The organism is Burkholderia pyrrocinia (assembly GCF_018417535.1).
Classification (GTDB): domain Bacteria; phylum Pseudomonadota; class Gammaproteobacteria; order Burkholderiales; family Burkholderiaceae; genus Burkholderia; species Burkholderia pyrrocinia_E.
The window spans coordinates 291,476-318,399 of the sequence record NZ_CP070978.1; the positions used below are offsets into that span (position 1 = coordinate 291,476).

General features: G+C 67.5%; 28 protein-coding genes. 17 read left to right on the plus strand and 11 right to left on the minus strand.

Annotation, left to right across the window (positions count from 1 at the left end):
- The first annotated feature begins 183 nt into the window (after positions 1–183).
- The 3 genes from JYG32_RS19385 to JYG32_RS19395 all read left to right on the plus strand — a co-directional run bounded on the left by JYG32_RS19385 (position 184) and on the right by JYG32_RS19395 (position 4,128).
- On the plus strand, positions 184–906 hold the full coding sequence (locus JYG32_RS19385; protein ID WP_174380915.1) for a FadR/GntR family transcriptional regulator: 723 nt from the start codon (positions 184–186) through the stop codon (positions 904–906).
- Positions 907–1,219: 313 nt separating this feature from the next.
- The gene (locus tag JYG32_RS19390; protein ID WP_213266592.1) at positions 1,220–2,350 is read left to right on the plus strand and encodes an extracellular solute-binding protein; all 1,131 of its coding nucleotides are present in this window, start codon (positions 1,220–1,222) and stop codon (positions 2,348–2,350) included.
- Positions 2,347–4,128 carry a diguanylate cyclase domain-containing protein gene (locus JYG32_RS19395; protein ID WP_213266593.1) on the plus strand — a complete coding sequence of 594 codons (1,782 nt, stop codon included), beginning with the start codon at positions 2,347–2,349 and terminating at the stop codon, positions 4,126–4,128. The genes JYG32_RS19390 and JYG32_RS19395 overlap by 4 nt, the downstream gene beginning before the upstream one ends.
- Before the next feature lie 97 nt (positions 4,129–4,225).
- Here the strand turns inward: JYG32_RS19395 and JYG32_RS19400 are convergent, their stop codons facing one another.
- From JYG32_RS19400 to JYG32_RS19410, 3 genes are all read right to left on the minus strand, one after another.
- On the minus strand, positions 4,226–4,525 hold the full coding sequence (locus JYG32_RS19400) for a DUF4148 domain-containing protein (protein ID WP_213266594.1): 300 nt from the start codon (positions 4,523–4,525) through the stop codon (positions 4,226–4,228).
- 286 nt (positions 4,526–4,811) lie between these two features.
- Positions 4,812–5,069: a hypothetical protein gene (locus JYG32_RS19405; protein WP_006478949.1), complete on the minus strand. Its 258-nt coding sequence runs from the start codon at positions 5,067–5,069 to the stop codon at positions 4,812–4,814.
- A gap of 74 nt (positions 5,070–5,143) precedes the next feature.
- The gene (locus tag JYG32_RS19410) at positions 5,144–6,469 is read right to left on the minus strand and encodes a D-serine ammonia-lyase (protein WP_433960878.1); all 1,326 of its coding nucleotides are present in this window, start codon (positions 6,467–6,469) and stop codon (positions 5,144–5,146) included.
- 103 nt (positions 6,470–6,572) lie between these two features.
- Here JYG32_RS19410 and JYG32_RS19415 point away from each other — a divergent pair, with 103 nt between their 5' ends.
- Positions 6,573–7,529: a LysR substrate-binding domain-containing protein gene (locus JYG32_RS19415; RefSeq protein ID WP_213267421.1), complete on the plus strand. Its 957-nt coding sequence runs from the start codon at positions 6,573–6,575 to the stop codon at positions 7,527–7,529.
- A gap of 159 nt (positions 7,530–7,688) precedes the next feature.
- On the opposite strand, the gene JYG32_RS19420 is transcribed toward JYG32_RS19415, so the two are convergent.
- Positions 7,689–7,835, minus strand: coding sequence for a hypothetical protein (locus JYG32_RS19420; RefSeq protein WP_213267538.1), 147 nt, complete (start codon positions 7,833–7,835; stop codon positions 7,689–7,691).
- Between the two features lie 101 nt (positions 7,836–7,936).
- Positions 7,937–8,785, minus strand: coding sequence for a sulfite exporter TauE/SafE family protein (locus JYG32_RS19425; RefSeq protein ID WP_213267422.1), 849 nt, complete (start codon positions 8,783–8,785; stop codon positions 7,937–7,939).
- A 412-nt stretch (positions 8,786–9,197) separates the two neighbouring features.
- Between JYG32_RS19425 and JYG32_RS19430 the strand changes: the two genes are divergently transcribed.
- Positions 9,198–10,094 carry a LysR family transcriptional regulator gene (locus JYG32_RS19430; RefSeq protein WP_213266595.1) on the plus strand — a complete coding sequence of 299 codons (897 nt, stop codon included), beginning with the start codon at positions 9,198–9,200 and terminating at the stop codon, positions 10,092–10,094.
- Positions 10,095–10,220: 126 nt separating this feature from the next.
- Positions 10,221–10,853 (plus strand): LysE family translocator, encoded by a 633-nt coding sequence (locus JYG32_RS19435; RefSeq protein WP_174380922.1) that lies wholly within the window; start codon positions 10,221–10,223, stop codon positions 10,851–10,853.
- 68 nt (positions 10,854–10,921) lie between these two features.
- Here the strand turns inward: JYG32_RS19435 and yddG are convergent, their stop codons facing one another.
- The 3 genes from yddG to JYG32_RS19450 all read right to left on the minus strand — a co-directional run bounded on the left by yddG (position 10,922) and on the right by JYG32_RS19450 (position 14,200).
- Entirely contained in the window at positions 10,922–11,872 is a 951-nt protein-coding gene (gene yddG, locus JYG32_RS19440) for an aromatic amino acid DMT transporter YddG (RefSeq protein ID WP_213266596.1), read from the minus strand.
- A gap of 251 nt (positions 11,873–12,123) precedes the next feature.
- Entirely contained in the window at positions 12,124–12,483 is a 360-nt protein-coding gene (locus tag JYG32_RS19445; RefSeq protein WP_249744819.1) for a hypothetical protein, read from the minus strand.
- A gap of 31 nt (positions 12,484–12,514) precedes the next feature.
- Positions 12,515–14,200 (minus strand): purple acid phosphatase family protein, encoded by a 1,686-nt coding sequence (locus JYG32_RS19450; protein ID WP_213266597.1) that lies wholly within the window; start codon positions 14,198–14,200, stop codon positions 12,515–12,517.
- A gap of 325 nt (positions 14,201–14,525) precedes the next feature.
- On the opposite strand from JYG32_RS19450, the gene JYG32_RS19455 reads away from it, so the two are divergent.
- From JYG32_RS19455 to JYG32_RS19490, 8 genes are all read left to right on the plus strand, one after another.
- A complete protein-coding gene (locus JYG32_RS19455; RefSeq protein ID WP_174380925.1) occupies positions 14,526–14,825 on the plus strand; it encodes a YXWGXW repeat-containing protein in 300 nt (99 codons plus the stop codon).
- 241 nt (positions 14,826–15,066) lie between these two features.
- Positions 15,067–15,852 (plus strand): RNA polymerase sigma factor, encoded by a 786-nt coding sequence (locus JYG32_RS19460; protein WP_213266598.1) that lies wholly within the window; start codon positions 15,067–15,069, stop codon positions 15,850–15,852.
- A complete protein-coding gene (locus JYG32_RS19465; RefSeq protein WP_213266599.1) occupies positions 15,849–16,268 on the plus strand; it encodes a hypothetical protein in 420 nt (139 codons plus the stop codon). The genes JYG32_RS19460 and JYG32_RS19465 overlap by 4 nt, the downstream gene beginning before the upstream one ends.
- Entirely contained in the window at positions 16,265–16,768 is a 504-nt protein-coding gene (locus tag JYG32_RS19470) for a periplasmic heavy metal sensor (protein WP_174382094.1), read from the plus strand. The genes JYG32_RS19465 and JYG32_RS19470 overlap by 4 nt, the downstream gene beginning before the upstream one ends.
- Positions 16,769–17,011: 243 nt before the next feature.
- Positions 17,012–18,406: a DUF1800 domain-containing protein gene (locus JYG32_RS19475; RefSeq protein WP_213266600.1), complete on the plus strand. Its 1,395-nt coding sequence runs from the start codon at positions 17,012–17,014 to the stop codon at positions 18,404–18,406.
- Between the two features lie 2 nt (positions 18,407–18,408).
- Entirely contained in the window at positions 18,409–19,566 is a 1,158-nt protein-coding gene (locus JYG32_RS19480) for a DUF1501 domain-containing protein (RefSeq protein ID WP_407062113.1), read from the plus strand.
- Positions 19,567–19,625: 59 nt separating this feature from the next.
- Positions 19,626–19,844, plus strand: a complete 219-nt coding sequence (locus JYG32_RS19485; protein WP_174382091.1) for a YXWGXW repeat-containing protein — start codon at positions 19,626–19,628, stop codon at positions 19,842–19,844.
- A 171-nt stretch (positions 19,845–20,015) separates the two neighbouring features.
- Entirely contained in the window at positions 20,016–20,414 is a 399-nt protein-coding gene (locus tag JYG32_RS19490; protein WP_213266601.1) for a lysozyme inhibitor LprI family protein, read from the plus strand.
- Between the two features lie 74 nt (positions 20,415–20,488).
- On the opposite strand, the gene JYG32_RS19495 is transcribed toward JYG32_RS19490, so the two are convergent.
- Positions 20,489–21,682 (minus strand): tyrosine-type recombinase/integrase, encoded by a 1,194-nt coding sequence (locus JYG32_RS19495; RefSeq protein ID WP_213266602.1) that lies wholly within the window; start codon positions 21,680–21,682, stop codon positions 20,489–20,491.
- 551 nt (positions 21,683–22,233) lie between these two features.
- Here JYG32_RS19495 and JYG32_RS19500 point away from each other — a divergent pair.
- Positions 22,234–22,716: a hypothetical protein gene (locus JYG32_RS19500; protein WP_249744820.1), complete on the plus strand. Its 483-nt coding sequence runs from the start codon at positions 22,234–22,236 to the stop codon at positions 22,714–22,716.
- A 2-nt stretch (positions 22,717–22,718) separates the two neighbouring features.
- On the plus strand, positions 22,719–23,330 hold the full coding sequence (locus JYG32_RS19505) for an OmpA family protein (RefSeq protein WP_213267424.1): 612 nt from the start codon (positions 22,719–22,721) through the stop codon (positions 23,328–23,330).
- Between the two features lie 209 nt (positions 23,331–23,539).
- Here the strand turns inward: JYG32_RS19505 and JYG32_RS19510 are convergent, their stop codons facing one another.
- Positions 23,540–24,715, minus strand: coding sequence for a helix-turn-helix transcriptional regulator (locus JYG32_RS19510; protein ID WP_213266603.1), 1,176 nt, complete (start codon positions 24,713–24,715; stop codon positions 23,540–23,542).
- Between the two features lie 224 nt (positions 24,716–24,939).
- Between JYG32_RS19510 and JYG32_RS19515 the strand changes: the two genes are divergently transcribed.
- A complete protein-coding gene (locus tag JYG32_RS19515; protein ID WP_213266604.1) occupies positions 24,940–25,320 on the plus strand; it encodes a DUF4377 domain-containing protein in 381 nt (126 codons plus the stop codon).
- A 9-nt stretch (positions 25,321–25,329) separates the two neighbouring features.
- On the opposite strand, the gene JYG32_RS19520 is transcribed toward JYG32_RS19515, so the two are convergent.
- Positions 25,330–26,718: a DHA2 family efflux MFS transporter permease subunit gene (locus JYG32_RS19520; protein ID WP_213266605.1), complete on the minus strand. Its 1,389-nt coding sequence runs from the start codon at positions 26,716–26,718 to the stop codon at positions 25,330–25,332.
- Positions 26,719–26,924 lie beyond the last annotated feature (206 nt).

The window sequence follows — 26,924 nt, forward strand, 5'->3', positions numbered from 1 at the left end:
TGGTATGCCAGTTACGCGGGATAGTGGTTTACCAGTTATCTGGTTCTGAATCGGCAGGAGCGAGCTTCCGGGAGCGTCCAGTCAAGCTGGCCGACAGGCCGAACCGGATGCTGGCCGGAATTGGTGTACCATTTTGGCGATCCGGCGCCGCGACGGCGCCGGCCAGCCCGTTGCGAGCCTTTCATGACCGATCTTTCCAGCCTGCCCGCCAGCCGCGACACCGATGCCGCGGACCGCTCCTATATCGGCCTTGCGCGTCAGATTCACGCGATGGTGGCCGCCGGCGCGTTCGAAGCCGGCGGGCGGCTGCCGTCGGAGCGCAGCCTGGCTGACCAGTTCGGCGTGAGCCGCACGCAGGTGCGCGAGGCGATCATCGCGCTCGAGGTGCAGGGGATCGTCGAGGTGCGGATCGGTTCGGGCATCTACGTGTCGGCGGCCGATGCCGCGCGGCCGGTGACGTTCGAGGTGCCGCGCGGCCCGGGGCCGATCGAGACGCTGCGCGCGCGCGGGCTGATCGAGGCGGAAGTCGCCGCGCTAGCGGCGACCGAGCGCAAGGATGCCGATCTCGATCGTCTGTTTTTCTCGCTGACGACGATGCGCGAGCAGATGGACGACAAGGCCGCGTACGACGCGGCCGATCGCCAGTTCCACCTGCGGATCGCGGAATCGACCGGCAACACGGTGCTGCTGCACATGGTCACCGCGATGTGGGACTGCGCGCGCAGCGATCCGCTGTGGGACAAGATCGAGGAGCACTTTCACTCGACCGCACTGCGCGAGGCCTCGCAGGAGGATCATCAGCGGATCTTCGCGGCGATCATGGCGCGCGATGCGGGTGGCGCGCGCGACGCGATGCGCGCGCACCTGTCGCGCGTGATCGCGGAGTTCACGCAGGCATGGCGCTGATGCTGGTTTCCGCGGACGGAGGCGGGCTGGCGTAATCAGCGTCGACGAAGGCGGGCACGCATGCGGTACATCGTCTTCGCAATCGTCATCGAAATTCGAATCGGCCAGCGTTCGGCAACGCGCTTTCTCCTGATCATTCGTCGCCCGGCTTGCCGCGTTCCTGCGCCCGCATCGATTTCGGCTCGACGGCGTGCCGGGCATGTGGCCGTCTGCATGCGCGACGCCTGCCTCGTGCGGCTACTTCCAATTGCGCGCCCGTGCTTTTTATGGTCTCGTTACGTGATATCGCATCGACTCGAAAAAGGATAGTCGAATGCAGCCGGGCGATTCATACGGGGTCCGATTGATCAGGGGAATCGGTGCGCGTACGCGCGCCCGCGGCGCCGCGCGCAGGCTGCTCGTCATCTTGACTCTGGGCTTGCTTGCGACCGGCCTGCCGGCTTTCGCCGACTCTCCCGAAACCGTTTACGACAACGTGCTGCGCGTGCTGGCATGGCCCGGCTATGCGGACCGCGACGTCGTCAGCGCATTCGAGGCGCAGTTTCATGTGCGTGTCGAAGTGACGTTCGTCGATTCCGACGAAGCGCTGTGGACGCGGATGCACAGCGCGGCGCCGCCGCTGTATGACGTGCTGGCCGCGAACACGGCCGAGATCCAGCGCTACGCGCACGAACGTCTGCTCGCGCCGATCGACCTGGCGCGCATCCCGAACCGGCGGCGGCAGTTGCCGAACTTCCGGCAGCTTGCGACGATCGGCGGGCTCGTGCAGGACGGCGCGACCTACGCGATCCCGTTCACGTATTCGTCGATGGGGCTGATCTACGACCGCAAGCAGGTACCGGCCGCGCCGCGCTCGATGCGGGAGCTGTGGAATCCGCGCTACCGCGGCAAGGTGCTCGACTTCAACAGCGCGCAGCACAATTTCTCGTTCACGGCGCTGGCGCTCGGTTATCGCGATCCGTTTCGCCTGTCGCTCGCGCAGACGCTCGACGTCGCGCGCAAGCTGATCGACCTGCGCCGCAACCTGCTGACGTACTACACGCTTCCTGAAGAGGCGACCGCGCTGTTCGTCCGGCATCACGCGGCGCTGATGTTCGGCAACTACGGCACGCAGCAGGTCGAGCTGCTGCGTCGCGCCGGAGCGGACGTCGGCTACGTGATTCCGGACGAAGGCGCGCTTGCATGGCTCGACTGCTGGGCCGTGACGCGCGGCGCGCAACGTCCCGAGCTTGCGTTCGCGTGGATCAACTACATGCTCGAACCGGCGATCGGCGCGTTGCTGACCGAGCGCCAGGGGCTCGCGAACACGCTCGAGCCGCCGCCCGGGCTCGATACCGGGCACCAGCATCTCGTGTGGCTCCAGCCCGTCGAGGACATCGCGCGGCGCGAATCGTTGTGGAGCCGCATCGTGTCGGGCGACCGGCCGGAGCGGTTCGAAAAATGATCCGGCTCGGGCTCACGTCGAAGCTGTCGGTGCTGTTCGCGTGCATCGGCGTGATCGCGTCCGGCACGACCGGCTATTACTCGTATCGCGCGAACCGCGCGATGCTCGTGCAGGAAGCGCAGCACAGCCTGCTGATGTCGACGCAACTGCTCGGGCAGCGCTTCACGACCGTGCTGTCCGACGTCGCCGACGATGCACTCGTGCTCGCACAGTTGCCGTCGTCCGCGCCCGTCGCGGGCAGCGACAATCCGGACAGTGCGCGACGCATGCGGCTCGAGCAGGTGTATTACAGCTTCATGAGAAATCATCCGGAATACCTGCAGATTCGCCTGATCGCGAGCGGGAATTTCGGGCTCGAACACATTCGCGTCGATCGCGACGCGCGTGGCATCGTCGTGCTGCCGGAAAGTGCGTTCCAGGAGAAAGGACAGTTCTCCTATGTATTCGATACGCTCGCGACGGCGCCTGGCCATATCTACCTGTCGCCGATCGTGATCAATCACGAGACCGGTTCGCTCGCGGCCGAAGGGCTTCCGATCCTGCGCGTGGGTACGCCGGTCGTCGACACGTCGGGCCAGACGGTCGGTGCGCTCGTCGTCGACGTCGAGCTGTCGCGCGTGTTCGACCGGCTCGAACGCGACCTGCCGGAAGACTATGAGGTGTATCTCGCGAACGAGTGGGGCGATTTCCTCGTGCATCCCGATCCGTCGCAGACGTTCGGCTTCGATCGCGGCCGGCGCGTGCTGATGCAGGACCGCTTTGCCGTCACGCGCGAGCTGTTCGACGGCGCGCGCGCGAGCGTGACGCTCAATGGCCTTGCGCAGCCCGACGACGCGCCGGGGCAGATGTTCGCGTTCGCGCGCACGCCGTTCGGGCACGACGAGGGCAACCGCTTCGTCGTACTCGGGATGGCGCGTCCACTGGCGGACGTGCTGGCGCCGGCCGGCGTGCTGGGCGACCGGATCGTCCGGATGGTGTTCGTGTCGAGCCTGCTGGCGGTGATCCTCGCGATCCTGTTCGCGAGCGCGATCACGCGGCCGCTGCAGATGCTCGCGCGCGCCGCGACGCACGTGTTCGACGATCCGGCAGCCGAACGGCTGCCGGTCGGGCGCGCAGACGAGATCGGCGTGCTCGCGCGCTGTTTCGACAGCATGTGCGTCGAGATTCGCACGCAGGTCGCGATGCTGCGCGCGAAGCAGCAGGAGCTTACGCATCTTGCCGGCCACGATCCGTTGACCGCGCTGCCGAACCGCCTGCTGTTCATGGAGCATCTCGATGCCGCGATCCGGCATGCGGCGGCGGTACGCGAAGGGCTGGCCGTGATGTTCGTGGATCTCGACCGCTTCAAGCAGATCAACGACCAGCACGGGCACTCGGCCGGCGACCGCACGCTCGTCGTGGTCGCGAAGCGGTTGAGCCTCGTGCTGCGCAGCGGCGACATGGTCGCGCGGCTCGGCGGCGACGAGTTCATCGTGCTGATTGCGGATGTGCGTTCACCGACGGTGATCGACGATGTCGCGTCGCGCATCCAGATCGTGATGGCCGAGGAACTGGAGTTCGGCGACCGGCGTATGGCCGTGGGTGCGAGCATCGGCGTCAGCGAGTATCCGGCCGACGGCGCATCGGCCGAGGAACTGCTGGTCAAGGCCGATGCGGCGATGTACGCGGCGAAGGCGTCCGCGAAGTGCGCGTGCGTGCGCTATCAGGACCTGGTCGGCGGCGCCGCCGCGCCGGACGATGCCGGGGCCGACCGCGTCGCATCGGGAGGCAGCCGGTGACGGCCGGCCGGTAAAACACGCGATGCAAACGCAACGAGCCCGTCGCGGACGGGCTCGTTGCATGTGCGGACTGCGCGCGGGGCGCGCAGCGGCAGCCTTAGTGGCCGAAGTAGACCGAGTCGCGCGGGCTTTGCACCTTGGCGGCCGGCGCGCCACCCTGGACGGTCGCGGCCGGTTGCGTACCGTAGCCGGTATTGTTGGCAGCGCGCACGCGGGCTTGCGCGGTCTGGATGTCGGCCGGGTAGTACGGGCTCGACTGGCTCGGCTTGTAGCCGGCGTTTTCGAGCTGGACCAGTTCGTCGCGCACCTGGGCGCGGGTCACGGTGCTTTGGGCGAATGCGCCGAACGAGGCGGACAGGGCAACAGCGGCAACGACTGCGGAAACGAGCGATTTCATGATGACCTCCGATGTTTGTCTTGGCTTTCCGCGTTCGACACCATGTCGTAAGCGGTTGATTACATCGTAGGCGTCGGTTGACCTAGGGTAAACGTGGATTTCAGTGAAAGATCGTTGCCGCTGAGGTAATAATTTCGGGAGAAATGCCTTCTGTCCCCATTCGGTATTGCCGGATTTGCAAGGGCGCGGTGGTGCGGGCGGGTGTCGCGCACGGGGCGGGTGCCTGGTGGCGACGGGGGCAACGGGGGCAGTCGAGATGATGCGGGCGGGTCGCGGTGCGGCCGGATCAGACGCCGTCGTCGTCGATTTCCTTGCGCTCCCGGCGTTCCTCGTTGCCGCGGCGCGCGCGCAGGCGCTGGCGCGACAGGACGGCGATCACCTGCTGGGTCGGCGCGCCGGACGGCAGTTCGTTGCGGATGCGATCGGGCACCATCGGCAGGCCCGCGCGCTGCCGGCGCAGCGCCTTTGCGATTGCCCGGCGGCATTCGTCCCCGTGGCAATCCCATTCATCGCGGATTCTCTGGCAATAACGGCATTGTTCCATCCGGACAGTCTAACGCGTCTTGGGGAACCGGACAGGGCGCGGGGCCGAACGCGTCATGCGTCATGCGTCATGCGTCATGCGTCGGGCGCGGCGCCGGCGAGCGCTTGCGCATGCGACTGGAAGCGGCGGTGTTCTTCCGGCGGAACGAGCGAGCCGCCGGTCGCCCAGATGACATGCGTCGACCGGCGCATGTCGATCGCGTGGCGTCGCACGTAATCGCGGCCGGCGGACGACCGCGTCAACCAGCCGGGCCCGCCGACGGCAGCGGCGGCCGATGGCTCCAGTTCCACGCCGGTAGTGCGTTGAACCGCCATCAACTGCGCGTAGAGCTGCCCGTCGCTGACGGTGAAGACGCCGGACAGCAGGGATGCCATCAGCGGACTGACCAGATGCGATGCCTGCGCGACCGCCAGGCCATCGGCCTCGGTCCGGTTGTCGAGCCCCACGTCGTAGACGGACACCGGCTTGTCGACCCCGGCGGCAAGCTGGACCAGCATGCATGGCGAAGCAACGGGCTCGGCGAAAAAGCAATGCACGTGCTTGCCGAACAGCGCATCGAGGCCATAGGCGATGCCGCCCGGCGCACCGCCGACACCGCACGGGATATGGACGAAGAGCGGGTGCGTCGCGTCCACGACGCGGCCCGACGCGGCGAGCTGCGCGGCGAGATGCCGGGCGCTTGCGGCATAGCCCAGGAACAGCATCAGCGAGCCTTCGTCGTCGACGAAATGGCAGCGCGGGTGATTGCGCGCCTGCGATCGCCCGGCCGCGACGGCTTGCGCATAATCGCCGTCGTGCTCGACCACGCGAACGCCGCGTTTTCTCAGGCGTGCCTTCTTCCATGGTTTCGCGTCGGTCGACATGTGAACGACCGATTCGAACCCGAGCGCGGCGGCCATCACACCGATGCTCAAGCCGAGATTGCCGGTGCTGCCCACGATGACGGTGTGCGCGGCAAACAGCGCGCGTGCGGCGGCCGACGCGAGGATCCTCCGATCTCCCGCCGGTTCGAGCAGCCCGCGTTCGATCGCGATCGACTCCGCGAGCGCCAGCACTTCATGAAAGCCGCCGCGCGCCTTGATCGAACCGGCGATCGGCAACGCATCGTCGCGCTTGATGAACCAGGCGCCGTGCTCGTCGGCCGGGTGCGACAGCGCGCGCTGCAATTCATCCGCCGGCATCAATGGAGACTCGATTCTTCCCGCAGTTGCCGCGAGCTCGGGAAACAGCGCGGCCATCAGCGGCTCGCAGCGCGCCAGCCGCGCTTCCGCCATTGCAATGGCGTCGAACGACGGCGCGTCCTTCGGCAACGGGCTGCCGGCATGGGGATTCAGCCACAGCAGCGGGCGACGAGATTGCAGTTCGGCTAATAGATTGGCGGGTTGGAGCGTGGCGATCACGGATTGGCCTTGGTATCGTTTGACGGAATAATGACGGGCAATGCTACGATTCCGGCGGACGGCGCGAAAGCGCCGATTTCTAATGAAAGCATTAGCCTGACTTATATCTATGCGACTGGACGGTTCGATTCTCGGCGCGTTGCTCTGCTTTGAAACCGCCGGCCGACTGCTGAGCTTCACGAAGACGGCACAGGCGTTCAACCTGACGCAAAGCGCCGTGAGCCAGCAGATCCGGCACCTGGAGGACCGGCTCGGCTATCCGCTGTTCGTTCGTCAGGCGCGCGGGCTGAAGTTGACGGAGAAAGGCGCGATCCTGCTCGGGACAATGTCGGGCGTGTTCGGCGACATCAATCGCACGCTTCAGGCGCTCGGCATGCCGAACGCGCCGCTGCAGGTGAGCTGCCTGCCGTCGCTTGCGCTGCAATGGCTGATGCCGCGCCTGACCGAATTTCACCGGCAACAGCCGAACGTGTCGGTGCGCGTGAAAGCCGAGTTCCAGTTGCTGGACCGGCAGGCGATGGAGACGGACGACATCGATGTGGCGGTGCGCTACGACCCGGTGCAATACAGCCGGCTGCATGCCGACGCGATCCTCGACGAAACGCTGTTTCCGGTCGCGACGCCTGCGTATCTGGCGCAGCATCCGTCGTTCGCCAGCGGGGAATCGCTCGATGGCGTCGTGCTGCTGCACGACGCCGCACCGTGGGTCGGCGCGCCCGAATTCGTGGAGTGGCACACGTGGCTGGAGGAGGTCCGTCCGACGTGGATCGCGCATCTGGACGGTCCGCAGTTCAATTTCTCCAGCCTTGCGATCACGGCCGCGCTGAACCACCAGGGCGTGGCGATGGGCCGCGCGGCGCTGGTGCATGACGAGATCGCGAGCGGACGGCTGGTCGACGTGTTCGGCAGGCATGTGCGCGCGCCGGCGCGCTACATGCTGCTGTCTCGCAATCCCGACGATCCGCGGACCGCGGCCTTTTCGGAATGGCTCAAGGCCGAGTGCACGCGCTTCGACGAAGCACGGTCGCAATGGCTTTCGAGCGGGAACGGATACCGGTGACCGATTTTGCCTTGTTCGCGCGGCGCTTTCGTCGCGGAAGTGTCGACGATGGTCAGTTGAATCGGACTGCGAAGCAATCGGGTAAGAGGAACAACCCGAAACTACAATTTCCCGTCCGTCTCCATACGGATTCCTTGCGGGCGAACGGAATTGAGCAGCTTACCTGAGCGACCAGATTCCCCAGACGGCGATCAACAGGCCAAGGCCGAATCCACAGCCCAGCAACACATAGGTTTCCATTTCGTGCCTCTGAAAACGTAGCAGCGCCGACGTCGGCATCGGCGTGCGAACAGCAAAGTCGGTCACGTAGCGTCCGCGCCGTCGGGCGGAGCGATACGCCGGGCCCGCGAATACTACGCTTTGCAGCTTTCAGAACGCATGCGCGATCGATGGCGGCGCGCCGACCGCTATTTGTTGGCAGCGTGCCCGCTGTCCATTTGCGTGACAGGCGATCCGCCATGCCTGAACACGCCCGATTTCCAGATCATCTGCGATGCCGCGACGAGCACGAACAGCAGGACGACCATCCTGAAGATCCTGGGCGACATCTTGTCCCGCAGCGGGCGAACGAGCCACATGCCGGCAATGGCCGGCAGGCTGGCCGCCGCCGAGACGGCCAGGTCGGCGCCGCTGGCGTGCGAGGTGCCGCTGAACGTCGTGATCAGCGTGACGATCGACACCACGAGGATGATCGCGATCTGCTTCGTGAACACGCGCCCGGTCGCGCCGGACGAAATCAGGTAGGTGGCGAGCAGCGGGCCCGGCACCGAAGCGATGCTTTCCATCAGCGCCGCGCCGAACCCGAGCGCGAAACCGACGGGCTTTTGCCACGCGCCCGGCAGGTTGAGCTTCGGCGCGGCGAGCATCAGCGTCGCGGCAACGATCAGCAGTGCGCCCGACGCCGCCTGCGCGTGCCTCGGATCGAGGGAGAGCAGGATCGCCACGCCGACGATATTGCCGATGACGGTGCCCGCGATCGGTGCGGCGATCTTCCGTGCCGTTGCCAGCACCTGGCCGCCTTCAAGCGCCTGCGGAATGTTGCCGAGGATGATCGGCATCGACAGCAGGAGCACTGCATGCCGGATCGGCAGGAACTGGCTGAGTATCGGCATCGCGATCAGCGGCACGCCGATGCCCGTGATCCCCTTGGCCATGCCGCCCAGCAGCAGCGCGACGGCGATGCCGGCCAGATCGAACGCGGTGAGCCCCTGCAGGCTGGAGACCAGCACACCTTCAGTCAGATTGAAATGAATCATGGAGTGGCATGTCGCGGCATGTCCGGCAGCGAGCGTGGTCGATGAAACCCGTTGCGCTCGCGTGCGTTTTGCACGCATTCGTTTGGGTGTGGCTTGAACCGGTCGTCGGATCGCATCGCACCGCGTTTTGTGCGGCCGGCGGGCGCGTGGCCCCGATTCAGGCCGGCAGGTCATACCGGCGAGCATGAGCAACGCGGTGGCGTGGTTCACATGGATTTTCGACCGCCGGCCGGTGCGCATGCAATCGACGCGGCGGATCGAGCGTGCATCTTACCCGAGCGGTGCTGAGGACGTTTGGCTTGTCCACGGCGTAGTGCGGTGCCATTTGTCGTACTGTCGGCTCGGTTCAATATAATTCATGATGTTTGGCCATCTCATGCATGGCATATATACCCTGGAACAAGGAGACCCGATGACGCTTGCCCAGTTGCAGGCACTGGCGGCCGTAGTCGAACTCGGTTCGCTCACGGCCGCGGCCGACCGACTCAGTCGCAGCCAATCCGCGATCAGTCATGCATTGACCGAGCTGGAGGACGTCACGCAGGTCAAGCTGCTCTGGCGTGACCGGCAGCCGGTCGTCCTGACGGCGGCGGGCGAACGCCTGTGGCCGTACGTCCAGAGCGTGGTGCGTGAAGCGCAGATGCTGCGCCAGCAGTTCAGCCTGTCGCGCGGCAAGCTCGAAGGGAAGCTGGTGGTCGCGTCGCTGCCGAGCGTCTCGCTGGCGTTCGTCGTCCCCGCGCTCGAGGCGTTGAAGGAGATGCACCAGGGCGTGTCGGCGGTGCTGCTCGAAGGCACGGACAGCGAAGTCGAAGGGTGGATCGACGACGGTACCGCCGACGTCGGCGTGGTGGCCGGCACGAAGACGTTCGCACACAATCTGCCGTTGCTCGACGAGGACTTTGTCGCGGTGGCGGCGGACGGCATGTTCGACGGCCGCAAGAGCGTGTCGGCAAAACAGTTGTCCGCGGCGCCGTTCATTTTCTCCAAGGCAGGATGCGGGCCGCTGATCGCGGATTACTTCGCGCGTGGCGGCGCGCCGCTTCGGGCCGCATTCAACGTGGTCGAGATGCGCACCATTCTTTCGATGGCGGAGGCCGGCATGGGCGTGTCGATCGTGCCGCGCATCACGCTCACGTATACGCCGTTCGGCGGCCGCGTGCTGGAACTGTCGCCGAGATTGCATCGTTCCGTGCGGTTGTCGTGGAATGTGGCCGGCAACGCGGTCACCGACGCATTCGTGAGGCTCGTCGACGCACAACGCGTCAAGGCCGGGAAAGCGATCCGGACACGCGCGAAGAAGGGCAGGTAACCCGCGACCCGCACGATGAAAAGCGCTCATGAGCGGCTTGCAGTTTATTCATGTTGAAGATGGTCGAGATGCAATACATTGTTCGAACCTCATCAACTAGACTGCTCTGCCGCGAAGGAGACTGCCGTGCCGGCCTTGCCCACCCTGTTTGCGTTCGGACTCGTGTCGCTCGGCATGGTGCTGACGCCCGGACCGAACATGATCTACCTGGTTTCGCGCTCGATCTGCCAGGGCCGCCGCGCCGGGCTCGTGTCGCTCGGCGGCGTCGCGCTGGGGTTCGTTTTCTACATGTTTTGCGCGGCGCTCGGCATCACCGCGCTGGTGCTGACCGTGCCGTATGCGTACGACGCATTGCGCTTTTCCGGCGCGCTCTATCTGGCGTACCTGGCCTGGCAGGCGCTCAAGCCGGGCGGCCGCTCCGCGTTCCAGGTCAGGCAGTTGCCGCACGACAGCCGCGTCAGGCTCTTCACGATGGGTTTCGTCACGAACCTCGCGAATCCGAAGATCGCGGTGATGTATCTGTCGCTGCTGCCGCAGTTCATTTCACCGGGGCACGGCAGCGTGCTCGCGCAATCGCTGGCGCTCGGCTGCGTGCAGATCGCGGTGAGTGTCAGCGTTAATGCGTTGATCGCCTGCATGGCCGGTTCCATCGCGGGTTTTCTGGCGGGCAGGCCGGTCTGGGCGTCGGTCCAGCGCTGGTTGATGGGCACCGTGCTGGCCGGATTGGCGGTGCGTATCGCGCTGGAATCGCAACGCTAGAGCGGCGGCCGAAGGTTCGAGGAATGGCCGCTAGCGATCCGGCCGCTCGCCGAAAACACGGGGCATCGTCACCCGTGGCAATTGCCCTCGGCGTCCTTCCCGACCCGCACCGGCGCTGGCTTTTCACTGCGCCGGCTGCGCGTCGAGAGCCAGCACAGGATCGACCCGCCGCACACCATCGATGCGCCTTGCCAGAATTCGACCGGCAGCGGCGCGTGCAGCAGCGTCGCCGCGAGCGCGGCGGCGAGCACCGGTGTGAAGTACGATGCGCCGACGATGACCGTCACGTTGCCGTGCATGATGCCGGTGTTCCACGCCGCATAGCCGAACCCCAGCGCCGATGCCGCCAGCACGATATAGACGACCGCGTGAAGGCTGAACGTCATGCCGCCGCCGCCTTCGATCGCGAACTTGATCCAGAGCACCGCGGCGACCAGCATGAAGAACGGCGTGACGCCGTTCTTGCCGTCGGCAATGCGCGCCGTCACCGTGCAATAGGCGGCCCAGATCAGCGCGCCGAAGAAGGCGAGGCCATAGCTCGGCGGATTGTCCGCGACGTTGCGCAGCATGCCGGCCGGATCGAGACCCTGGTCGCCGCCGAGTAGCCAGCAGATGCCGAGCATCGACAGCAGGACGCCCGGCACGACCAGCAAGTTGGCGCGCTGCTTGTTGAACGCGATGGCCGCGACCAGCGTCAGGCTCGGCCACAGGTAGTTGACCATCGCGACTTCGATCGCCTGCCGGCCGTTGCTCGCATACCCGATCGACAGCGCCAGGCACAGCTCGTACGAGGCGAACAGCAGCCCGCCCCAGAGCAGGTAGTTTTTAGGGAACTTGCTCAAATCGGGGAAGCCGATCGTAAACAGCAGAAGCACCGATGCCACCGTGTAGATCATCGCGGCGCCGCCGGTCGCACCGAGACTTTCGCTGACCCCGCGAACGAGGGCAACCACCGAGGCCCACAAGAGCACCGCGCCGAGCCCGACGAGCGTTGCCTTGTTCTTGTTCTTGCGCTTCATGCGTCCTGCCTGTTTCAACATTCAAATTCAATTTCGGATGATTCGGTTCCGCCCGCGTGCGTTGCAGTTGGGAACGAAAAAATCCGGTTGCGGCCGCCACGCACGGCGGCGGCCGCAACCGGCCATGCAAAGCGGCTATACGCCGGACACGCTTAGTTTAAAGGGGCGGAGCCGGGGCGACCGAGCGGCGGACGTTGGCGGGGGAACAGCCGGGTGCGTGCGGCGCGATTCAGGCGCGTGCGCGGAACGCGTTAGCCGGTCATGCGTCGTCGATGCGCCATGCCGCGCCGATTGCCGACAATGCGCGTCCGATCGAGTCGAGCATGGCGTCCCGCGTCGGCCCGACGCGTAACCAGGAAGAACCCGTCTTCGTCGGTCGACAGGCCGATCATCGGCCAGCCGCCGGTGTGATCGCGAATTTCAAGCTGTCGTTTGTCGGGATCGACGTCGATGTCGCCGTGCGTTTGCCGTAGTGCATGCGCGATTGCATCGAATGCGTCGGCCGACGGGGTCGTGTGGATGCGGTATTCGAAACTCATCTTCATGGGCCGTGTGCGAGGCAGGCAGTCCAACCCGCGCCATGGCACGCCCGTTCCCCGATGGCGAAGCAACCGGCGCCCGCCGCAGCGGGCGCCGGCCCAATCACCGCTCGTGCCGCTTCTTGCTCAGCTCGATCGTCTCGAACAGATCGTACTGCGCGGTCGGGTGCTGATCGGCGCCCGGCGCATGGTAGTAGCGCATCGTGATCGTCGTGTGCCCGCCCGGCGTGCCCGGGTCGTGGTCGAACACCGCGATCCCGTAACCGGTGCCCGTATCGCGGCGCGCGGACCAGATCGCATCCTCGAGCGCATCGGCCGGCTGGCGCACGAACGTGTTCGGCGCCGTGCCCGGCACCGGCCGGTTCGGCTTCGTGAACACCTTCGCCCGCGCAAAGCCGGTCGACGGGTTTTCGCCGTACACGTCGAGCGGTGCGCTGGTGCCGCCGCCGCCGAGGATCAGGTGGATCGTGCCGTGGCTCGTGTCGAACTTCATGCGGTCCGGGTCGTTCGAGCCGACCGGACGCGGCTGCAGCGTCTCGACCACTTCGCCGGTCGTCGCGTCGACGCCCGCGCGGTGATTGCAACCGCGCACCGGGTAGCTGCGCTCGTAGTCGTGATCGTGGCCGCACAGCACGAGGTCGACGCCGTAACGGTCGAACAGCGGCAGCCACGCCTCGCGAATGCCTTTGTCGGAACCGTTGCCCGTCTTCGACGAACTGAGCGCGTCCTGGTGCATCTGCACGACGATCCAGTCGATGTCGTCGTCATGCGCCGCATGACGCAGCGTGTGTTCGAGCCAGCGCGTCTGTTCGCCGTTGCTGTAGCCGCGCACGTAGAACGACGTGCCGGGCTCGATCGGCGGGCGGCCCGTGCTCGCGGCCGGCACGAGCGGAGCGGGGCCGCCGACGAACGCGGCGGCATCCTGGTACACGACGTCGTCGGCGTCCAGCGACACGAACAGCACCGAGCTCACGCGGAAGCTGTACCAGCGGCCCGGGAAGTGCGTGCCGTTCTCCGGCAGCGTATAGCGCGCGAGATACGAATTGAGCCCCTGCGGACCGTTGTTGAACTCGATCTCGTGATTGCCGGGGCACGGCATCCACGGGCGATTCGCGGCCGACGTCTGGTTGTTGTTGCCGAAGTCGCGCCACACCTCGGGCTGGTGCGCGGGGTTCAGGTTCGCGTAGCAGAGGTCGCCGTTCAGCAGGTGGAACAGCGGCTGGAACTGCTCGACGGCCTGCACCGCGAAGCGGCTCTGCGGCGACGACAGCACCCATGCGCCGTTCGGCGTCGCGAGATCGCCGTAGCTCGTGAAGCGGAACGGCGCGCGGCCGCGCGGCGCGGTCGAAAAAATCGCGGCGAACGGCTGTGCGGCGTTGCTGTCGTTGTCGGCCGTGATCTCGTAGCGGTAGCGCGTATCCGGCTTCAGCCCGTGCACGCGCGCGTGGTACGCGAACACGGTTTCGCCGTTCAGGCCGTCGGTGTACAGGCGCTGGACGCCGTGCACCGTGCGCGGCGGCTCGCCGTCGGCGACGATGCGCGCGCGCGGATTGACGGCCGGCGCGAGCGACGCCCACGAGATCACGACTTCGGACGTCGGGTCGTTGCCCCACGTCAGATGGACCTGTTCGGGCGTGCCGTCCGGATTCGACGCGGCGGCCCGGGCGGCCGCGAGCCCGCCGGCAGCGGTGGCAAGGCCGGATACGCCGGCCAGTTTCAGGAAGCCGCGACGCGACACCGAGGCGGCCGGCTCGTTCGGCTGATCAGGGAGATTGTCCTGGTTCGACATGGTCGTAGTTTTCGTTGATGGGGACGCGAGGGGTGGAACCGCGCGGCCATGCGCGAGCGCGGCCGGGGCGTGGGCCGGAAACGAGCGGGATCCCGGTGACACGCATTGTCGAAGGGCAGTTTTGCCGCGTTGTGACAGCACGGCAACCCGGTGTGTGCGGTGGCCGATACGCAGGCAAGTGCATCGCACGGTGTCCGGCCCGCTCCAAAGCGCACTCGGCCGCCCCGAAATTTATTTGCCGGCGCCGCGACGGATTTTTCTCGCCCGCTCCGTTTAACGCATGAACGGCCGCTTCCGGTCGATGCCCGTTACTTCGGAGTCTTTCATGAAACTTTCTGTTCCATTGCGATTTGCCGCCGGATGCGTGGCTGCGCTGGCGGTGTCCGCCGCATTCGCGCAGGCCGTGATCGTCGCGCCTTACGCACCGCCGCCGCCGCGCGTCGAAGTGATGCCGGCGCCGCGCGCGGGTTACGTGTGGGACCAGGGCCACTGGCACTGGCGGCAGGGCCGCTACGTCTGGATTCCGGGCCACTGGCAAGTGGTGCGAGTCGGTTACCACTGGGTGCCCGGACACTGGGCCGCGCGCGGCCCGGCCTGGCGCTGGGTGCCGGGGCACTGGGCCTGATGTGCGCGCCGCCGTGCGGCACATCGTGCCGGCACGGCGGATCCTTCACGCATTGTCATGAGTCGAAGCCATGCCTTTTCGAACCATCGTGATACTGGCGGCCGCGGCCTTCGTGCTGGCCGGCTGCGTCGTGGTGCCGGCGCGTCCGGCGTATTACCGGCCCGCGCCGGTCGTCGTATATTGAGCGCGGCGGCCGACGCTCGCGCGACCGGGCGACGCGTGACCGGCCGACAGGATCGATATGCCGCGCGACACGGATGTCGATGAAACGGACATGGCCGATGCCGCGTGCGACGCCGCGTGCGATGCGCACGGTGCCGCCGAACGGTCGGCGTGGCGCCGCGCGGCGATGGCCCGACGCATGCAAGGAGAGCACGACGATGAGCTTCAGCCGGGCGGCGGGCACACCTGCCGGCACAGGGCGGCGCAATCGCGCCGCGCGACGGAGCACGCGGCGTTGAACGATCGCGGCGACCGCGATCCGGACGCGGAACTCGTCGCGCGCGTCGGCGCGCGCGATTCGTCGGCCGTGCGCGTGCTTGTCGCGCGCAAGCTGCCGCGGCTGCTCGCCTTGGCGACGCGCATGCTCGGCGACCGGAACGAAGCCGAGGACGTCGCGCAGGAGACGTTCTTGCGAATCTGGAACCAGGCGCCGTGCTGGCGCGAAGGCGAGGCGCGCTTCGATACGTGGCTGCATCGCGTCGTGCTGAACCTGTGCTACGACCGGTTGCGCGGCCGGCGCGAGGAGCCCGTCGACACGTTGCCCGACGTGCCGGACCCCCAGCCGGAGCCGGCCGCGCATGCGGAACTGCGCTCGCGCGATGCGCGCGTGCGGCAGGCGTTGGCCGCGTTGCCGCCGCGGCAGCGGGAAGCGCTCGTGCTCCAGTACTATCAGGAAATGTCGAATGTGGAAGCGGCCAACCTGATGGGCATCACCGTCGATGCGCTGGAAAGCCTGCTCGCCCGCGCGAGGCGCAACCTGCGCGCGCAACTGGCCGGCGACCCACCTAGCGAGGACAAGCGATGACACCCGAACGATTTCGTACCATCGTCGCCGCTTACGGCTCGGACGCCCGGCGCTGGCCGGACGGCGAGCGCGCGGCCGCCGAGGCGTGGGCACACGCGAACCCGCGCGAAGCGCTGCTGGCACTGGACGATGCCGCCGACCTCGATGCATGGCTCGCGTACGACCGGGTCCCGCCGCCCGCGCCTGCGCTCGTCGAGCGCATCGTCGCGACGGCACCCGCGCCGCAACGCGCGCGGCGGCGCGGCAACGTGTTGTGGTCGGGCGCGGCGTTCGCGGGCGTCGGCCTGGCCGGCGCATTGGCGGGCGCTGTGGCCGTGTCGATGCTGATGCTCGGCAGCGTGCCGCCGTCGTCGCACGAACCGGGCTATCTGACGACGACCTTCGGTGGCCCGAGCGTAGATTGGGGGGATGAATGAGCGAACGCGGCTGGAAATTCATCCTCGTCGGCTCGGTCGTGCTGAACGTGTTCATGCTCGGCGCGATCGGCGGCGGCGCGTATCAGTGGTTCTCGACGCATCGCGACCTGCACGAGGCGGGCGCATCCGCGCAGCGCACCGCGTTGCGTTTCGCGGCGGACGAATTGCCCGATGCGCGACAGCGCGAGTTTGCCGACGCGCTGAAGGCTGCGCGCAAGAACGGCCGCGATTTCGCGCGGGAAGGGCGCGACGGCCGGATCACCGTGCTGGATCTGCTCGCCGCGCCGCAACTCGATCGCGCGGCGATCGACGCCGCACTGGATCGCACGCGCGCGGCCGATACCGCGATGCGTGCGCAGGTCGAGCGCAGCGTCGTCGATTTCGCGGCGACGCTGACGCCCGAAGAGCGCGTGAAGTTCGTCGACGGGTTGCAGCGCAGCGGCAACTGGCGTTTGCCGCCGAAGTTGCAGAAGAAGCAGGACGCGCCGGCGAGTCGGTAAACATCGGGCGGGGCGATACGCGGTACGCGTGTCGCCGACACTCGCGTTCGGTCACGCGCAATGCGTGCGCGGGATGAATCGGACCGCTGTTGCGCGTCGATGTCGTACGCCGTTGCTGGGCGCCACCTCCGCCAGTCGTCCGGTTCCTCGCTTCCCCGATCCCAAAAAATATTTGCCATCCCCGCGACGGATTTCCCGGCGTGCCCGCGTTAAACGTGGGTACGCACCGCAAGAGAGCCCGTCATGGACCACCCGAACGACACCACGCCGGCCGCGATCGCGCTGAACCGCTTCGGTCTCGGCGCACGGGCCGACGAAGCGCCGCCTGCCGACCTGAAGGCGGCGCTCGTCGCGCAATTCGACCGTTACGACGCGCGGCCCGCCGCGTGGGCCGGCGAACCGGACGCGGTTGCGCTCGCGACGCGCTTCGCGAACGCGCGCAACGCGATGACGGGCGACGACGTGGCCGCGAAGCGCGCGACCGCGCAATCGATCCGGCGCGACGGCTACGACGCGTATCGCAGCGCCGTCGCCGCACGGTTGAACAGCGCGCTGAACACGCCCGCGCCGTTCGTCGAACGCCTCGTGCATTTCTGGGCGAACCATTTCGCGGTGTCGGTCGACAAGGGGCAGGTGGCCGCGTACGCGGGCGCGTTCGAACGCGACGCGATCCGACCGCACGTGCTCGGCCGCTTCGAGGACATGCTCGTCGCCGTCGAACAGCATCCCGCGATGCAGGTCTTTCTCGACCAGGCGCGCTCGGTCGGCCCCGACAGCCCGGCCGCGCTGCGCGCACAAGCACGCAATCCGTCAGCGAAGCGCGGGCTCAACGAGAACCTCGCGCGCGAAATCATGGAGCTGCACACGCTCGGCGTGCGCACGGGCTACACGCAAGCCGATGTGACGGAATTCGCACGCGCGCTGACGGGTTGGAGCATCGCCGGCGGGAACGGGCCGCAGCCGGGCGATGCCGCGCCCGGCGCGTTCGTGTTCCGTCCGAAGCTGCACGAGCCGGGCACGCGCACGGTGATGGGGCGGACCTACGACCAGCCGGGAGAGGCGCAGGCGCGCGCGATCCTGCACGACCTCGCGCGGTCGGATGCGACGGGCCGGCACATCGCGTTCCAGCTTGCCCGTCATTTCGTCGCCGACAATCCGCCGCCCGCGCTGACCGACCGGCTGGCCCGCGCGTTCGATGCGAGCGGCGGCGACCTGCCGACCGTCTATCGCGCGCTCGTCGATGCGCCCGATGCGTGGTCGCCGGCCAACCGCAAGTTCAAGACGCCGTGGGAGTGGGCCGTGTCGTCGTTGCGCGGGCTCGGCTGGCGCGACACGGGCGACCTGAAGGCCGCGCCGCTGCTCGCGCAGCTCGGCCAGCCGGTGTGGCGGCCGGGCTCGCCGGCCGGCTATGACGACGTCGCCGCGAGCTGGGCCGCACCCGACGCGCTCGTGCGCCGCGTCGAGATCGCGCAGCGCCTGGCTGCACGCACGGGCGACCGGCTCGATCCGCGCACGCTCGGCAACACGCTGCTCGCCGGTTCGATGAGCGCGCCGACGGCGACCGCGCTGTCGCGCGCGGAAAGCGCGACCACGTCGCTCGCGCTGCTGCTCGTATCGCCCGATTTCCAACGGAGATGACCATGGCACTGTCCCGCCGACAATTCCTCAGCATCGCCGCCGCAGGCGCGGGCGCGATCCTCGTCGCGCCGCGGATCGTGTTCGCGAACGTCGAGACCGACCGGCGCTTCGTGTTCGTGATCCAGCGCGGCGCAGCCGACGGCCTGAACATCGTCGTCCCGTATGCCGACTCCGCGTATGCGTCGCTGCGCGGCGCGCTCGCGATCGATACGACGGCCGCGACGCGGCTCGACGGCACGTTCGCGCTGCATCCGTCGCTCGCGCAGACCGCGCAGTTGTACCGCGACGGGCAGGCGCTGTTCGTCCACGCGATTGCGTCGCCGTATCGCGACCGTTCGCATTTCGACGGCCAGAACGTGCTCGAAACGGGTGGCCGCACGCCATATCAGGTGAAGGACGGCTGGCTGAACCGGCTCGCCGCGCTGCTGCCGGCGACGCGCGAAAGCGCGATCGCGTTCGCGCCGACCGTGCCGCTCGCGTTGCGCGGCACCGTGCAGGCCGCATCGTATGCGCCGTCCGGTTTGCCGGCCGCGCCGGACGACCTGCTCGCGCGCGTGTCGGCGCTTTACGAGGCCGACGCGCAGCTCGGCCCGTTGTGGCAGTCGGCGATGGAAGCACGCGGCCTCGCCGGCGACGCGCATGCGCGGCAGGATCCGGCGGGCGTCGGCAAGCTTGCCGCGACGTTCCTCGCGCGCGACGACGGCCCGCGGATCGCGATGATCGAAACGGGCGGCTGGGACACGCACAGTGCGCAGAACGCGCGACTCGCGAATCAACTGAAGGCGCTCGACACGATGCTCGCCGCGCTGCGCGACGGCCTCGGGCCTGCATGGCAGCAGACCACGGTGCTGGTCGCGACCGAGTTCGGCCGCACGGCCGCGGTGAACGGCACGGGCGGCACCGATCACGGGCAGGCGTCGGTCGCGATGCTGGCGGGCGGCGCGGTCGCGGGCGGCCGCGTGATCGCCGACTGGCCGGGGCTGCGGCCGGGCGACCTGTATGAAGGCCGCGACCTGAAGCCGACCGCATCGCTCGATGCGCTGATCTCGGGCGCGGCCGCCGAAAGCCTGCGGCTCGATCCCCGCCGCACCGCGTCCGCGCTATTCGCGGAAAGCGGCGCGACGCGGCCGATGACCGGCCTGATTCGCGGGGCAGTGTGACGCGGTGCGTTTCCGCGTTCGACCACGCCAATCGATTACACAAAAAGGGAGAATCGAAGATGAAGATCCGATCCGTTTCGCTTGCCGTGCTGGCGTGTGCGAGTGCCGTGCTGATGTCCGCCTGCGTGGTGGAGCCCGTACGCCCGCCGCAGCCGGCGCCGCTCGTCGAAGTGGCGCCGCCGCCACCGGCACCGGGCTATCGCTGGGCGAAGGGGCACTACCGGTGGGCCGGCAATCACTGGGCATGGGTGCCCGGGCACTGGGTGGCCGTGTACTGATCGGGCGTGACGTGCCGCGCGGTTCGCGGCGCGGGTGCCGGGAATCAGGACCGCGTATTGAACCGCGATGCGCATTGGCCTAAGCTTCCGGATCCCGACGGCGGACAATCCCGGTTCGTTCGTCACGGCGAGCCGATGCCCGGTCGCCGTTTCCTTCCGTACGGCACCCCTATGAAAGCATGGCTTGTTGCACTGGCCGTCGCGGCCGGCATGACCGGCGCGCAGGCCGCGTCGTTCGACTGCGCGAAGGCGTCCACGTTCGTGGAGCGCGAAATCTGCGGCAATCCGGCGTTGTCGCGTCTCGACGATGCGCTCAACGCGGATTACAAGCAGGTCGTGGACGATTTCGCGAACTATCCGGTCGAGGATCCACCCGAGTATCACCGGTTCGTCGCGAGCCAGAAGGTGTGGCTCAAGGCGCGCAACCGCTGCACGACGACGCAGTGCCTGATCGACAGCTACCGCAAGCGCATCGACGTGCTGTGCGGCCAGATCGACGTGCCGGCGGAAAACGACCGCGCGAAGTGCCGCAGCAACGGTGGCCTGGGCGGGCTCGAACTCGATCACTGAGCGTCGATGCGAAACGCAAGCCGGCGTCGATTTAGACATCGGCGAAACGCCATCTCGTGCCGCGCGCGGAGCACCTACCACCCGATCCGGTGCTTCTCTTCCGTCTCGCTATGCCGCCAGTCGTCATCCGCGTGCAGGTACTGGCTCGTCGTCGTGAGCGACACGTGGCCGAGGTTGTCGCGCACGAGCCGCAGGTCGACGCGGCCGTCGGCCATGTGCGAGCCCGCGGTGTGGCGCAGCCAGTGCGCGGACGCCTGGTCGAGCACGCGCGCCTGTTCGTCGCCGGCTACGCCGTTCGCGCGCAGCCGCTCGGCCGCATGCCGGAATACCAGCTTCACGATCCGGTGCAGCGCCGCGCGCGTGAGCGGCTTGCACGCCTGGCCGAGCGGCAGCACGAGCGGCGTGGGCTCGCCGTCGGACGGCAGCGCGGGCAGGCCGTGCGCGCGCCGGTAGCGCGACAGCTCGGCCATCATCTCGTCAGTGGCCGGTACGAGCCGCTGCCGGCCGCCTTTGCCCGTCACGTCGAGCCACCAGCGGTCATGCCCGTTCGCGTCGCGCCGGCAGAAGAACTGGCCCATCGTCGTGTCGGCCGCTTCGGTGATGCGCAGCCCGCCGAGATACAGCAGCGTGAACAGCCAGCGCGCGCGATCCGCATGGAAGCACGCGCGCGCATCGTCGCGCGGCATCGCCGCGATCGCATCCTTGACCGACTGCCACAGCGGTTGCCCGAGATGGCGCGTGACGCGCGGCGCGGGACGGCGCTGCCGCTGCCGCGACAACGCGAGCGGATTGCCGGCCAGGTAGCCGGCCTGCACGAGCCACGAGAACATCACGTTCAGGATCACCAGCGCCTGCCGCTGGCTGGCCGCCGACAGCGGCCCGTAGAACGGCCGCCAGCGCGGGTCGCCGCGCGGATGCTTGCGGCCGCCGTTCGCGCACCACACATCGGCCGGCGCCGGCGCGACCAGGAATTGCCGGTAGACGACGAGATCTTCATGCGTGAGCGACGACAGCGGCTTGCCGCACGCGATCACGGCCCACAGCAGCAGGCGCTCGGCTTCCTTGCGGTAGTTCTGGAACGTGGTCGGCGTATCGACGAAGCGCGCGAGCCATGCGCGCACGGCGTCGAGATCGTTGGTCGCCGCGATCTGCGGATGCGCGCTGCCCGAGCGGTTGGTGCCCGCGCGTCCGTCGAGCGCGGCCGGCACGGTCAGCGTATCGATCGGCAGCGGGCGCAGCGCGGCGCCGGACGGAACGGGTGAAGTCATGCGAAAGGGGGGCGCTGCGCGGGCCGCGCGGGCGGACGAAGGCAGCGCGACAAAGCGTATCGGGAAGCGCCGATGGTACACGATCGTCGTGCGGCCTACGCCGGTGCTTCGACGTTGAAACGGACCAGGGTCCGTTGACGCTGATCACTGACGTTCCGTTGATTTTGAACATTCATTCGCGGGGCTGGCGCGTATCTCTGCGCTCGAAACCTGCCTGACCAAGATTGCGCGCGAAGTGCGGTCAATTTTCCCGCACGACATTGCAGATTAGACTGCATCGGGCTTGTCCACGCCGTGCGCAGTACCTTGTTTTTCAAGGAACCACCGGCCTGGCGGAAATATTTACGCACGGATCGCGCCACGGGAATATGCCTGCGACGGTTGTCGGGCCTTACGAAAGGCGTGTATTCTCCCTACAAATTCATAAATTCAAATCCGAGACACAGCCAGGGTTCCAGCGCCGGAATGGCAATGAGAGAACTCGTTTCGTAATTGACGCACGCTACCGATAACCTTAAAAAAGGATGGTTCCCGTGACACCAATTAGAAACTTGGCAACCGTTTGCACCGTCGTCGGGGCGCTCCTGGCGACCGCGGCACCAGCCGATACCGCGTCGGCTCAGACGTCCGCAGCGTCTTCCACCGTTACTCCGCTGGCTGTCGGACTCGTTTCGAGCGGCGTAGCCGAAGCGCAGGCGATCGAGGCGATCCGCGAAGGCGACATCCTGACGATCAAGCTGCGGTTCAAGCCGCTCGTCGCAAACAAGGTGGAAGTACTCTATAGCTCGATCAGCAAGAGCGATTACGAGAACGGCATCTACGTGCTCGCAGGCAACAAGAAGCACTTGCTGCTGACGGACAGCAACAACCAGCCGCTGGCCAGCCCTCGTCTGGTTCTTAGCATGTCGAAGGATTCGCCGAACGCGGGCACATGGTACGGAAGATTTCCCGCCCCGCCGAAGAACGTCACCAAGGTGTCGTTGTCGATTCCGGGCGTGGAGGCGCTCGACGGCATCAAGATTACCGATCGCTGACCATGGCCGGAGCGCTCACATCCCTCCTGGCGCTGATCCTGTCGGCGACCGCCGTCGGCAGTGCCTTTGCGCAAGCGCCGCCGGCGCATCGAGACATTCGAGATCTCAACGCAACCATCCTGGACGTGAAGGGCCTCTCGTCCGATCTGAACAGCTCCGTATCGGATCTGTCGGCCAAGGCATCGGGGCTCGCGGCACGGCACGACGGCCTGTCCGTACGCGAGGACAAGGCGACGGTGCGGGTGTCGATGCTGGGCGACGTCCTGTTCGACTTCGACAAGGCCAGCATCCGGTCGTCTGCCGAACCGACCCTCGACGACATTCTGCGGCTCGCCGCGGCCGCTCCGTCCGGGACGATCGTGATCGAGGGGCATACCGACTCGAAAGGATCTGCCGCGTACAACAAGACGCTGTCTCTCCGTCGTGCGAATGCCGTGGCCGACTGGCTCACGTCGCACGGCATGAAGAAGGCGCGCTTGTCGGTCAAGGGGCTCGGGGGTAGCAGGCCGGTCGCGCCCAATACGCTCAGGAATGGCGCGGACAATCCGGACGGCCGTGCGCTGAACCGACGTGTCGAATTCGTGTTGCCGAACGACGCGAAACGCGCGAAGTAGTCGTGTAAAGCGAGCCCGATGCTGAAGCGTGTCCTGTATCGCGAGCACGTCCCGAGGTTTGGGCGCGACGTGCACGCAACGCGCGAGTCTCGCACGCTTCCCGATCGCTCATGTAGCTTGCGATAGGGGAGCGCGTTGAGCACTTGCGACCGCGGGGTCGCCTCAACGAACGGCTGGACGCACCGAACGCATCGAATGCACCGAACGCCTCACCCCAGCGACAGCACGCTGTTCAACAACGTCCTGACGAGCGTCGCCTGCCGCGTGACGCCGGTCTTCGAAAAAATCGCGCGCAGGTGCGAGCGCGCGGTGTTCTTGCTGATCGCGAGCTCGTCGGCCGCTTCCTCGAGCGTCTGCCCGTTGACGAGCGCGAGCGCCAGCGCGGTTTCGGCCGGCGTGAGGTCGAACAGCTTGCGCACGATGTCGTGCGACGCCTGCGACTTGCGCTCGGCATCGCGAATGAACACCGCGCATGCGGGCCGGCGCGGATTGTCTTCCGACCACTCGCTCAACGGGACCGCGCGGATCAGCACGCCGAGCCGCGGCTTGCCGGACGGGCGCGGTACCGCGATCGCCTGCACGACCGACGGCACGCCGCCCGCGCGTTCCGCGAGCACCTGGCGGATCAGCTTCTGCAGCTTGCGGTCCTCCAGCGGATACGATGCCTCGAGCGCGCCGCCGCGCACGCGCAGGCCGTCGCATTCGGCGAAGATCTCGTCCGCGACGGAATTGGTCTTCATGATCGTGCCGCGCTCGTCGAGAATCGCGGTGCCGACGAGCATGCGGTCGATCGTGCTCGCGTATAGCGTGCGCTCGGATTCGACCATCCCGAACTTCGCATGCAGCCGCACCGCGCGCTTCAGGTGCGGCAGCAGCGCGTTGCAGGCGGCCTTGTCGGTCGCCGAGAACGCGTCGCCGCGATGCGGACGGCACACGCGGAAACGGCACTCGATGCCGTCATGCGTGCGCAGGTCGGCGCCCATCAGATAGCCGACATCGTGCGGTTTCATGAACTCGCGATACATGACGCTGTTGCGCCACGCGCCCATGCCGAGCAGCTCGTCGACGGTGACGACGCGATCGGTCGGCAGGTTCACGAACGGATCGAGCGCGTAATAGTAGTGGTTGTAAGACGCGACGCCCGGCAGTGGCGCACTGTGCTCGGACGCATTGATCATCAGCCCCGCATGGCCGCTGGCGGGCCAGCGCAGGATCATCGTCACGTAATTCGCATGCAGGTGCGTGCGGATCTGCTCCAGCGCGCCGCCCCACGGCACGTCTTCCAGCGGGCCTTCGTAGATTTTCGTGAGCAGCGCGTCGAACTGCTCGAGCGTCAGTTTCGATTGGGCAAGGTGCGGCGGAAGGGCCGGGGGCGCCGTGGTCATTCGGGTTGTCTCCTGTTGCGGCCGCCGGGTCGCGAGGCGCCCGGCGTGCACGTGCGGACCGCCGGCGGCGATGCGCGCGGCTGAACCGGAACACGGTAACGTGTCGGCGCGCGCGCGACATCGCACGAATGAGGGTGGCGGAACGCCTGCTGTAAGGTATTTGTGAACTTTCCCGCCGCGCTGTCCGTCTAAACGCCCCTCCAACGCTTCCAGAGGAACATCAGATGATTCGCCAATCCAGAACGCTGCTCGGCGCGGCCGTCATTGCCGGCAGCACGCTCCTCGCCGGATGCCAGACCGACGCGGTCGCCACGGCCCCGAACGCGGCCCGTCCGGCCGATGGCCGGCCCGTGACGAAGACCGTCCATGTCGCGCCGCAATCCGCACGCTGCACGGGTGTCGCGCCGATGGAGTGCATGCAGGTGCGCAGCAGCCCGAGCGAGCCGTGGAGCCTGTGGTATGCGGGCATCGAGGGCTTCGCGTACCAGCCCGGATACCTGTACACGCTCGAAGTCGACGAATACCGCGTCGCGCAGCCGCCGGCCGACGGCTCGTCGATCCGCTGGGTGCTCAAGCGCGTCGTCGAGCGCCGCCAGGCGAACTGACGGGCGCGCTCACGCGGACGATCGCGCCGCCGCGCTGGCCGGCGGCGCGGCCGTATCGATTCGCCGGAACACGACGGACGACAGCAGCGTGACCGCGCCCATGCACGCGAACGACAGCATGAACCCGCGCCCCATCGAGCCCCACCACGCGGCAAACAGGTTGACGAGCCCGCCGCCGATCGACACGCCGAGCCCCATCGCCAGCATCTGCATCATCGTGAACAGGCTGTTGCCGCTGCCGGCGTCGGCATGCGAGAGCCCCTTCAGCGTCACGCCGTTCATCGCCGCGAACTGCATCGAGTTCGCGGCGCCGAACACGATCAGCAGCACGATCTCCAGCACCGGCGCGGGCCGTGCCGACACCAGCGCGAACCCTGCGATCGCGCAGCCGACGATCCCCGTATTCACGACCAGAAATGTCGCGTAGCCGAAGCGCTTCACGAGCGGCGCGATCCAGCGTTTTGCGATGACACCCGCGATCGCGGCCGGCAGCATCATCAGCCCCGATTGCAGCGGCGTATAGCCGAGTTGTACCTGCATCAGCAGCGGCAGCATGAACGGTACCGCGCTCGTGCCGATCCGGCACAGCAGGTTGCCGAGCAGCCCCGAACCGAAGTTCGGCTCGCGGAACAGCCCGAGCCGGAACAGCGGCTGCGCGCGCCACCGCGCATGCGGCAGGTACGCGAGCGCGCTCGCCAGGCCGAGCACGGCGAGCCCGGCCGCCCAGGCCGCGCGATGCGCGGGCATCGGCGGGTCGATCGCGAGCGACAGCGCGATCATCGCGACCGACAGCAGCGCACAGCCGACGAAGTCGAACGGCGGCGGCTGTTTCGCCTGGTCGTGCGGCAGGTAGCGCTGCACGGCGACGAAGCCGACCACGCCGACCGGCACGTTGACGATGAACACCCAGTGCCACGAAATCGCCTGCGTGAGCCAGCCGCCGAGCGTCGGCCCGACGATCGGGCCGAGCTGGCCGGCGATCGACACGAACGCGATCGCCGCGACGTACTGTTCGCCGGGCACGCGGCGCAGCACGGCGAGCCGCCCGATCGGCAGCAGCATCGAGCCGCCGATGCCCTGCACGGCGCGTGCGACGACGAGCTGGCCGAGCGTATGCGATGCCGCGCAGCCGATCGACGCGAGCACGAACACGAGAATGGCGACCGAGAACACGCGGCGCGTGCCGAACCGGTCGGCGAGCCAGCCGGACGCCGGGGTGAGCATCGCCATCATCAGCGTGTAGGCGACCACGACGGGCTGCATCGCGAGCGGCGACGCATGCAGGCTTTGCGCGATCGAAGGCAGGGCGGTGTTGACGATCGTCGTGTCGAGCGACTGCATGAAGAATGCAGCGGCGACGATCCAGAGCAGCGCGGAGTGTGTGGGTTCCCGGGACATGGCGAAATGGTGGTGCGAAGGCCCGGCGCAGGCGGCGCCGGTGCGCGGTCGCACGGCGCCTGCCGGTCTTCAAGCGCTCGATGGTACCGATTCCGGCGGTCATCGGGAAGCTGCCTGAAGACTTTGACTGTCATCGGCCATGCCGATGACAATGCGCGATGCTCGATCCCGTCCGGCGTAGCGCACCTGCCACGCGTGATGCGCCC

Excerpts from the sequence above, each read along its gene's own strand:
- JYG32_RS19385 (WP_174380915.1), top strand. The coding sequence starts at position 184 with ATGACCGATCTTTCCAGCCTGCCCGCCAGCCGCGACACCGATGCCGCG.
- JYG32_RS19390 (WP_213266592.1), top strand. The coding sequence starts at position 1,220 with ATGCAGCCGGGCGATTCATACGGGGTCCGATTGATCAGGGGAATCGGT.
- JYG32_RS19395 (WP_213266593.1), top strand. The coding sequence starts at position 2,347 with ATGATCCGGCTCGGGCTCACGTCGAAGCTGTCGGTGCTGTTCGCGTGC.
- JYG32_RS19400 (WP_213266594.1), bottom strand. The coding sequence starts at position 4,525 with ATGAAATCGCTCGTTTCCGCAGTCGTTGCCGCTGTTGCCCTGTCCGCC.
- JYG32_RS19405 (WP_006478949.1), bottom strand. The coding sequence starts at position 5,069 with ATGGAACAATGCCGTTATTGCCAGAGAATCCGCGATGAATGGGATTGC.
- JYG32_RS19425 (WP_213267422.1), bottom strand. The coding sequence starts at position 8,785 with ATGATTCATTTCAATCTGACTGAAGGTGTGCTGGTCTCCAGCCTGCAG.
- JYG32_RS19430 (WP_213266595.1), top strand. The coding sequence starts at position 9,198 with ATGACGCTTGCCCAGTTGCAGGCACTGGCGGCCGTAGTCGAACTCGGT.
- yddG (WP_213266596.1), bottom strand. The coding sequence starts at position 11,872 with ATGAAGCGCAAGAACAAGAACAAGGCAACGCTCGTCGGGCTCGGCGCG.
- JYG32_RS19450 (WP_213266597.1), bottom strand. The coding sequence starts at position 14,200 with ATGTCGAACCAGGACAATCTCCCTGATCAGCCGAACGAGCCGGCCGCC.
- JYG32_RS19455 (WP_174380925.1), top strand. The coding sequence starts at position 14,526 with ATGAAACTTTCTGTTCCATTGCGATTTGCCGCCGGATGCGTGGCTGCG.
- JYG32_RS19460 (WP_213266598.1), top strand. The coding sequence starts at position 15,067 with ATGCCGCGCGACACGGATGTCGATGAAACGGACATGGCCGATGCCGCG.
- JYG32_RS19465 (WP_213266599.1), top strand. The coding sequence starts at position 15,849 with ATGACACCCGAACGATTTCGTACCATCGTCGCCGCTTACGGCTCGGAC.
- JYG32_RS19470 (WP_174382094.1), top strand. The coding sequence starts at position 16,265 with ATGAGCGAACGCGGCTGGAAATTCATCCTCGTCGGCTCGGTCGTGCTG.
- JYG32_RS19475 (WP_213266600.1), top strand. The coding sequence starts at position 17,012 with ATGGACCACCCGAACGACACCACGCCGGCCGCGATCGCGCTGAACCGC.
- JYG32_RS19480 (WP_407062113.1), top strand. The coding sequence starts at position 18,409 with ATGGCACTGTCCCGCCGACAATTCCTCAGCATCGCCGCCGCAGGCGCG.
- JYG32_RS19485 (WP_174382091.1), top strand. The coding sequence starts at position 19,626 with ATGAAGATCCGATCCGTTTCGCTTGCCGTGCTGGCGTGTGCGAGTGCC.
- JYG32_RS19490 (WP_213266601.1), top strand. The coding sequence starts at position 20,016 with ATGAAAGCATGGCTTGTTGCACTGGCCGTCGCGGCCGGCATGACCGGC.
- JYG32_RS19495 (WP_213266602.1), bottom strand. The coding sequence starts at position 21,682 with ATGACTTCACCCGTTCCGTCCGGCGCCGCGCTGCGCCCGCTGCCGATC.
- JYG32_RS19505 (WP_213267424.1), top strand. The coding sequence starts at position 22,719 with ATGGCCGGAGCGCTCACATCCCTCCTGGCGCTGATCCTGTCGGCGACC.
- JYG32_RS19510 (WP_213266603.1), bottom strand. The coding sequence starts at position 24,715 with ATGACCACGGCGCCCCCGGCCCTTCCGCCGCACCTTGCCCAATCGAAA.
- JYG32_RS19515 (WP_213266604.1), top strand. The coding sequence starts at position 24,940 with ATGATTCGCCAATCCAGAACGCTGCTCGGCGCGGCCGTCATTGCCGGC.
- JYG32_RS19520 (WP_213266605.1), bottom strand. The coding sequence starts at position 26,718 with ATGTCCCGGGAACCCACACACTCCGCGCTGCTCTGGATCGTCGCCGCT.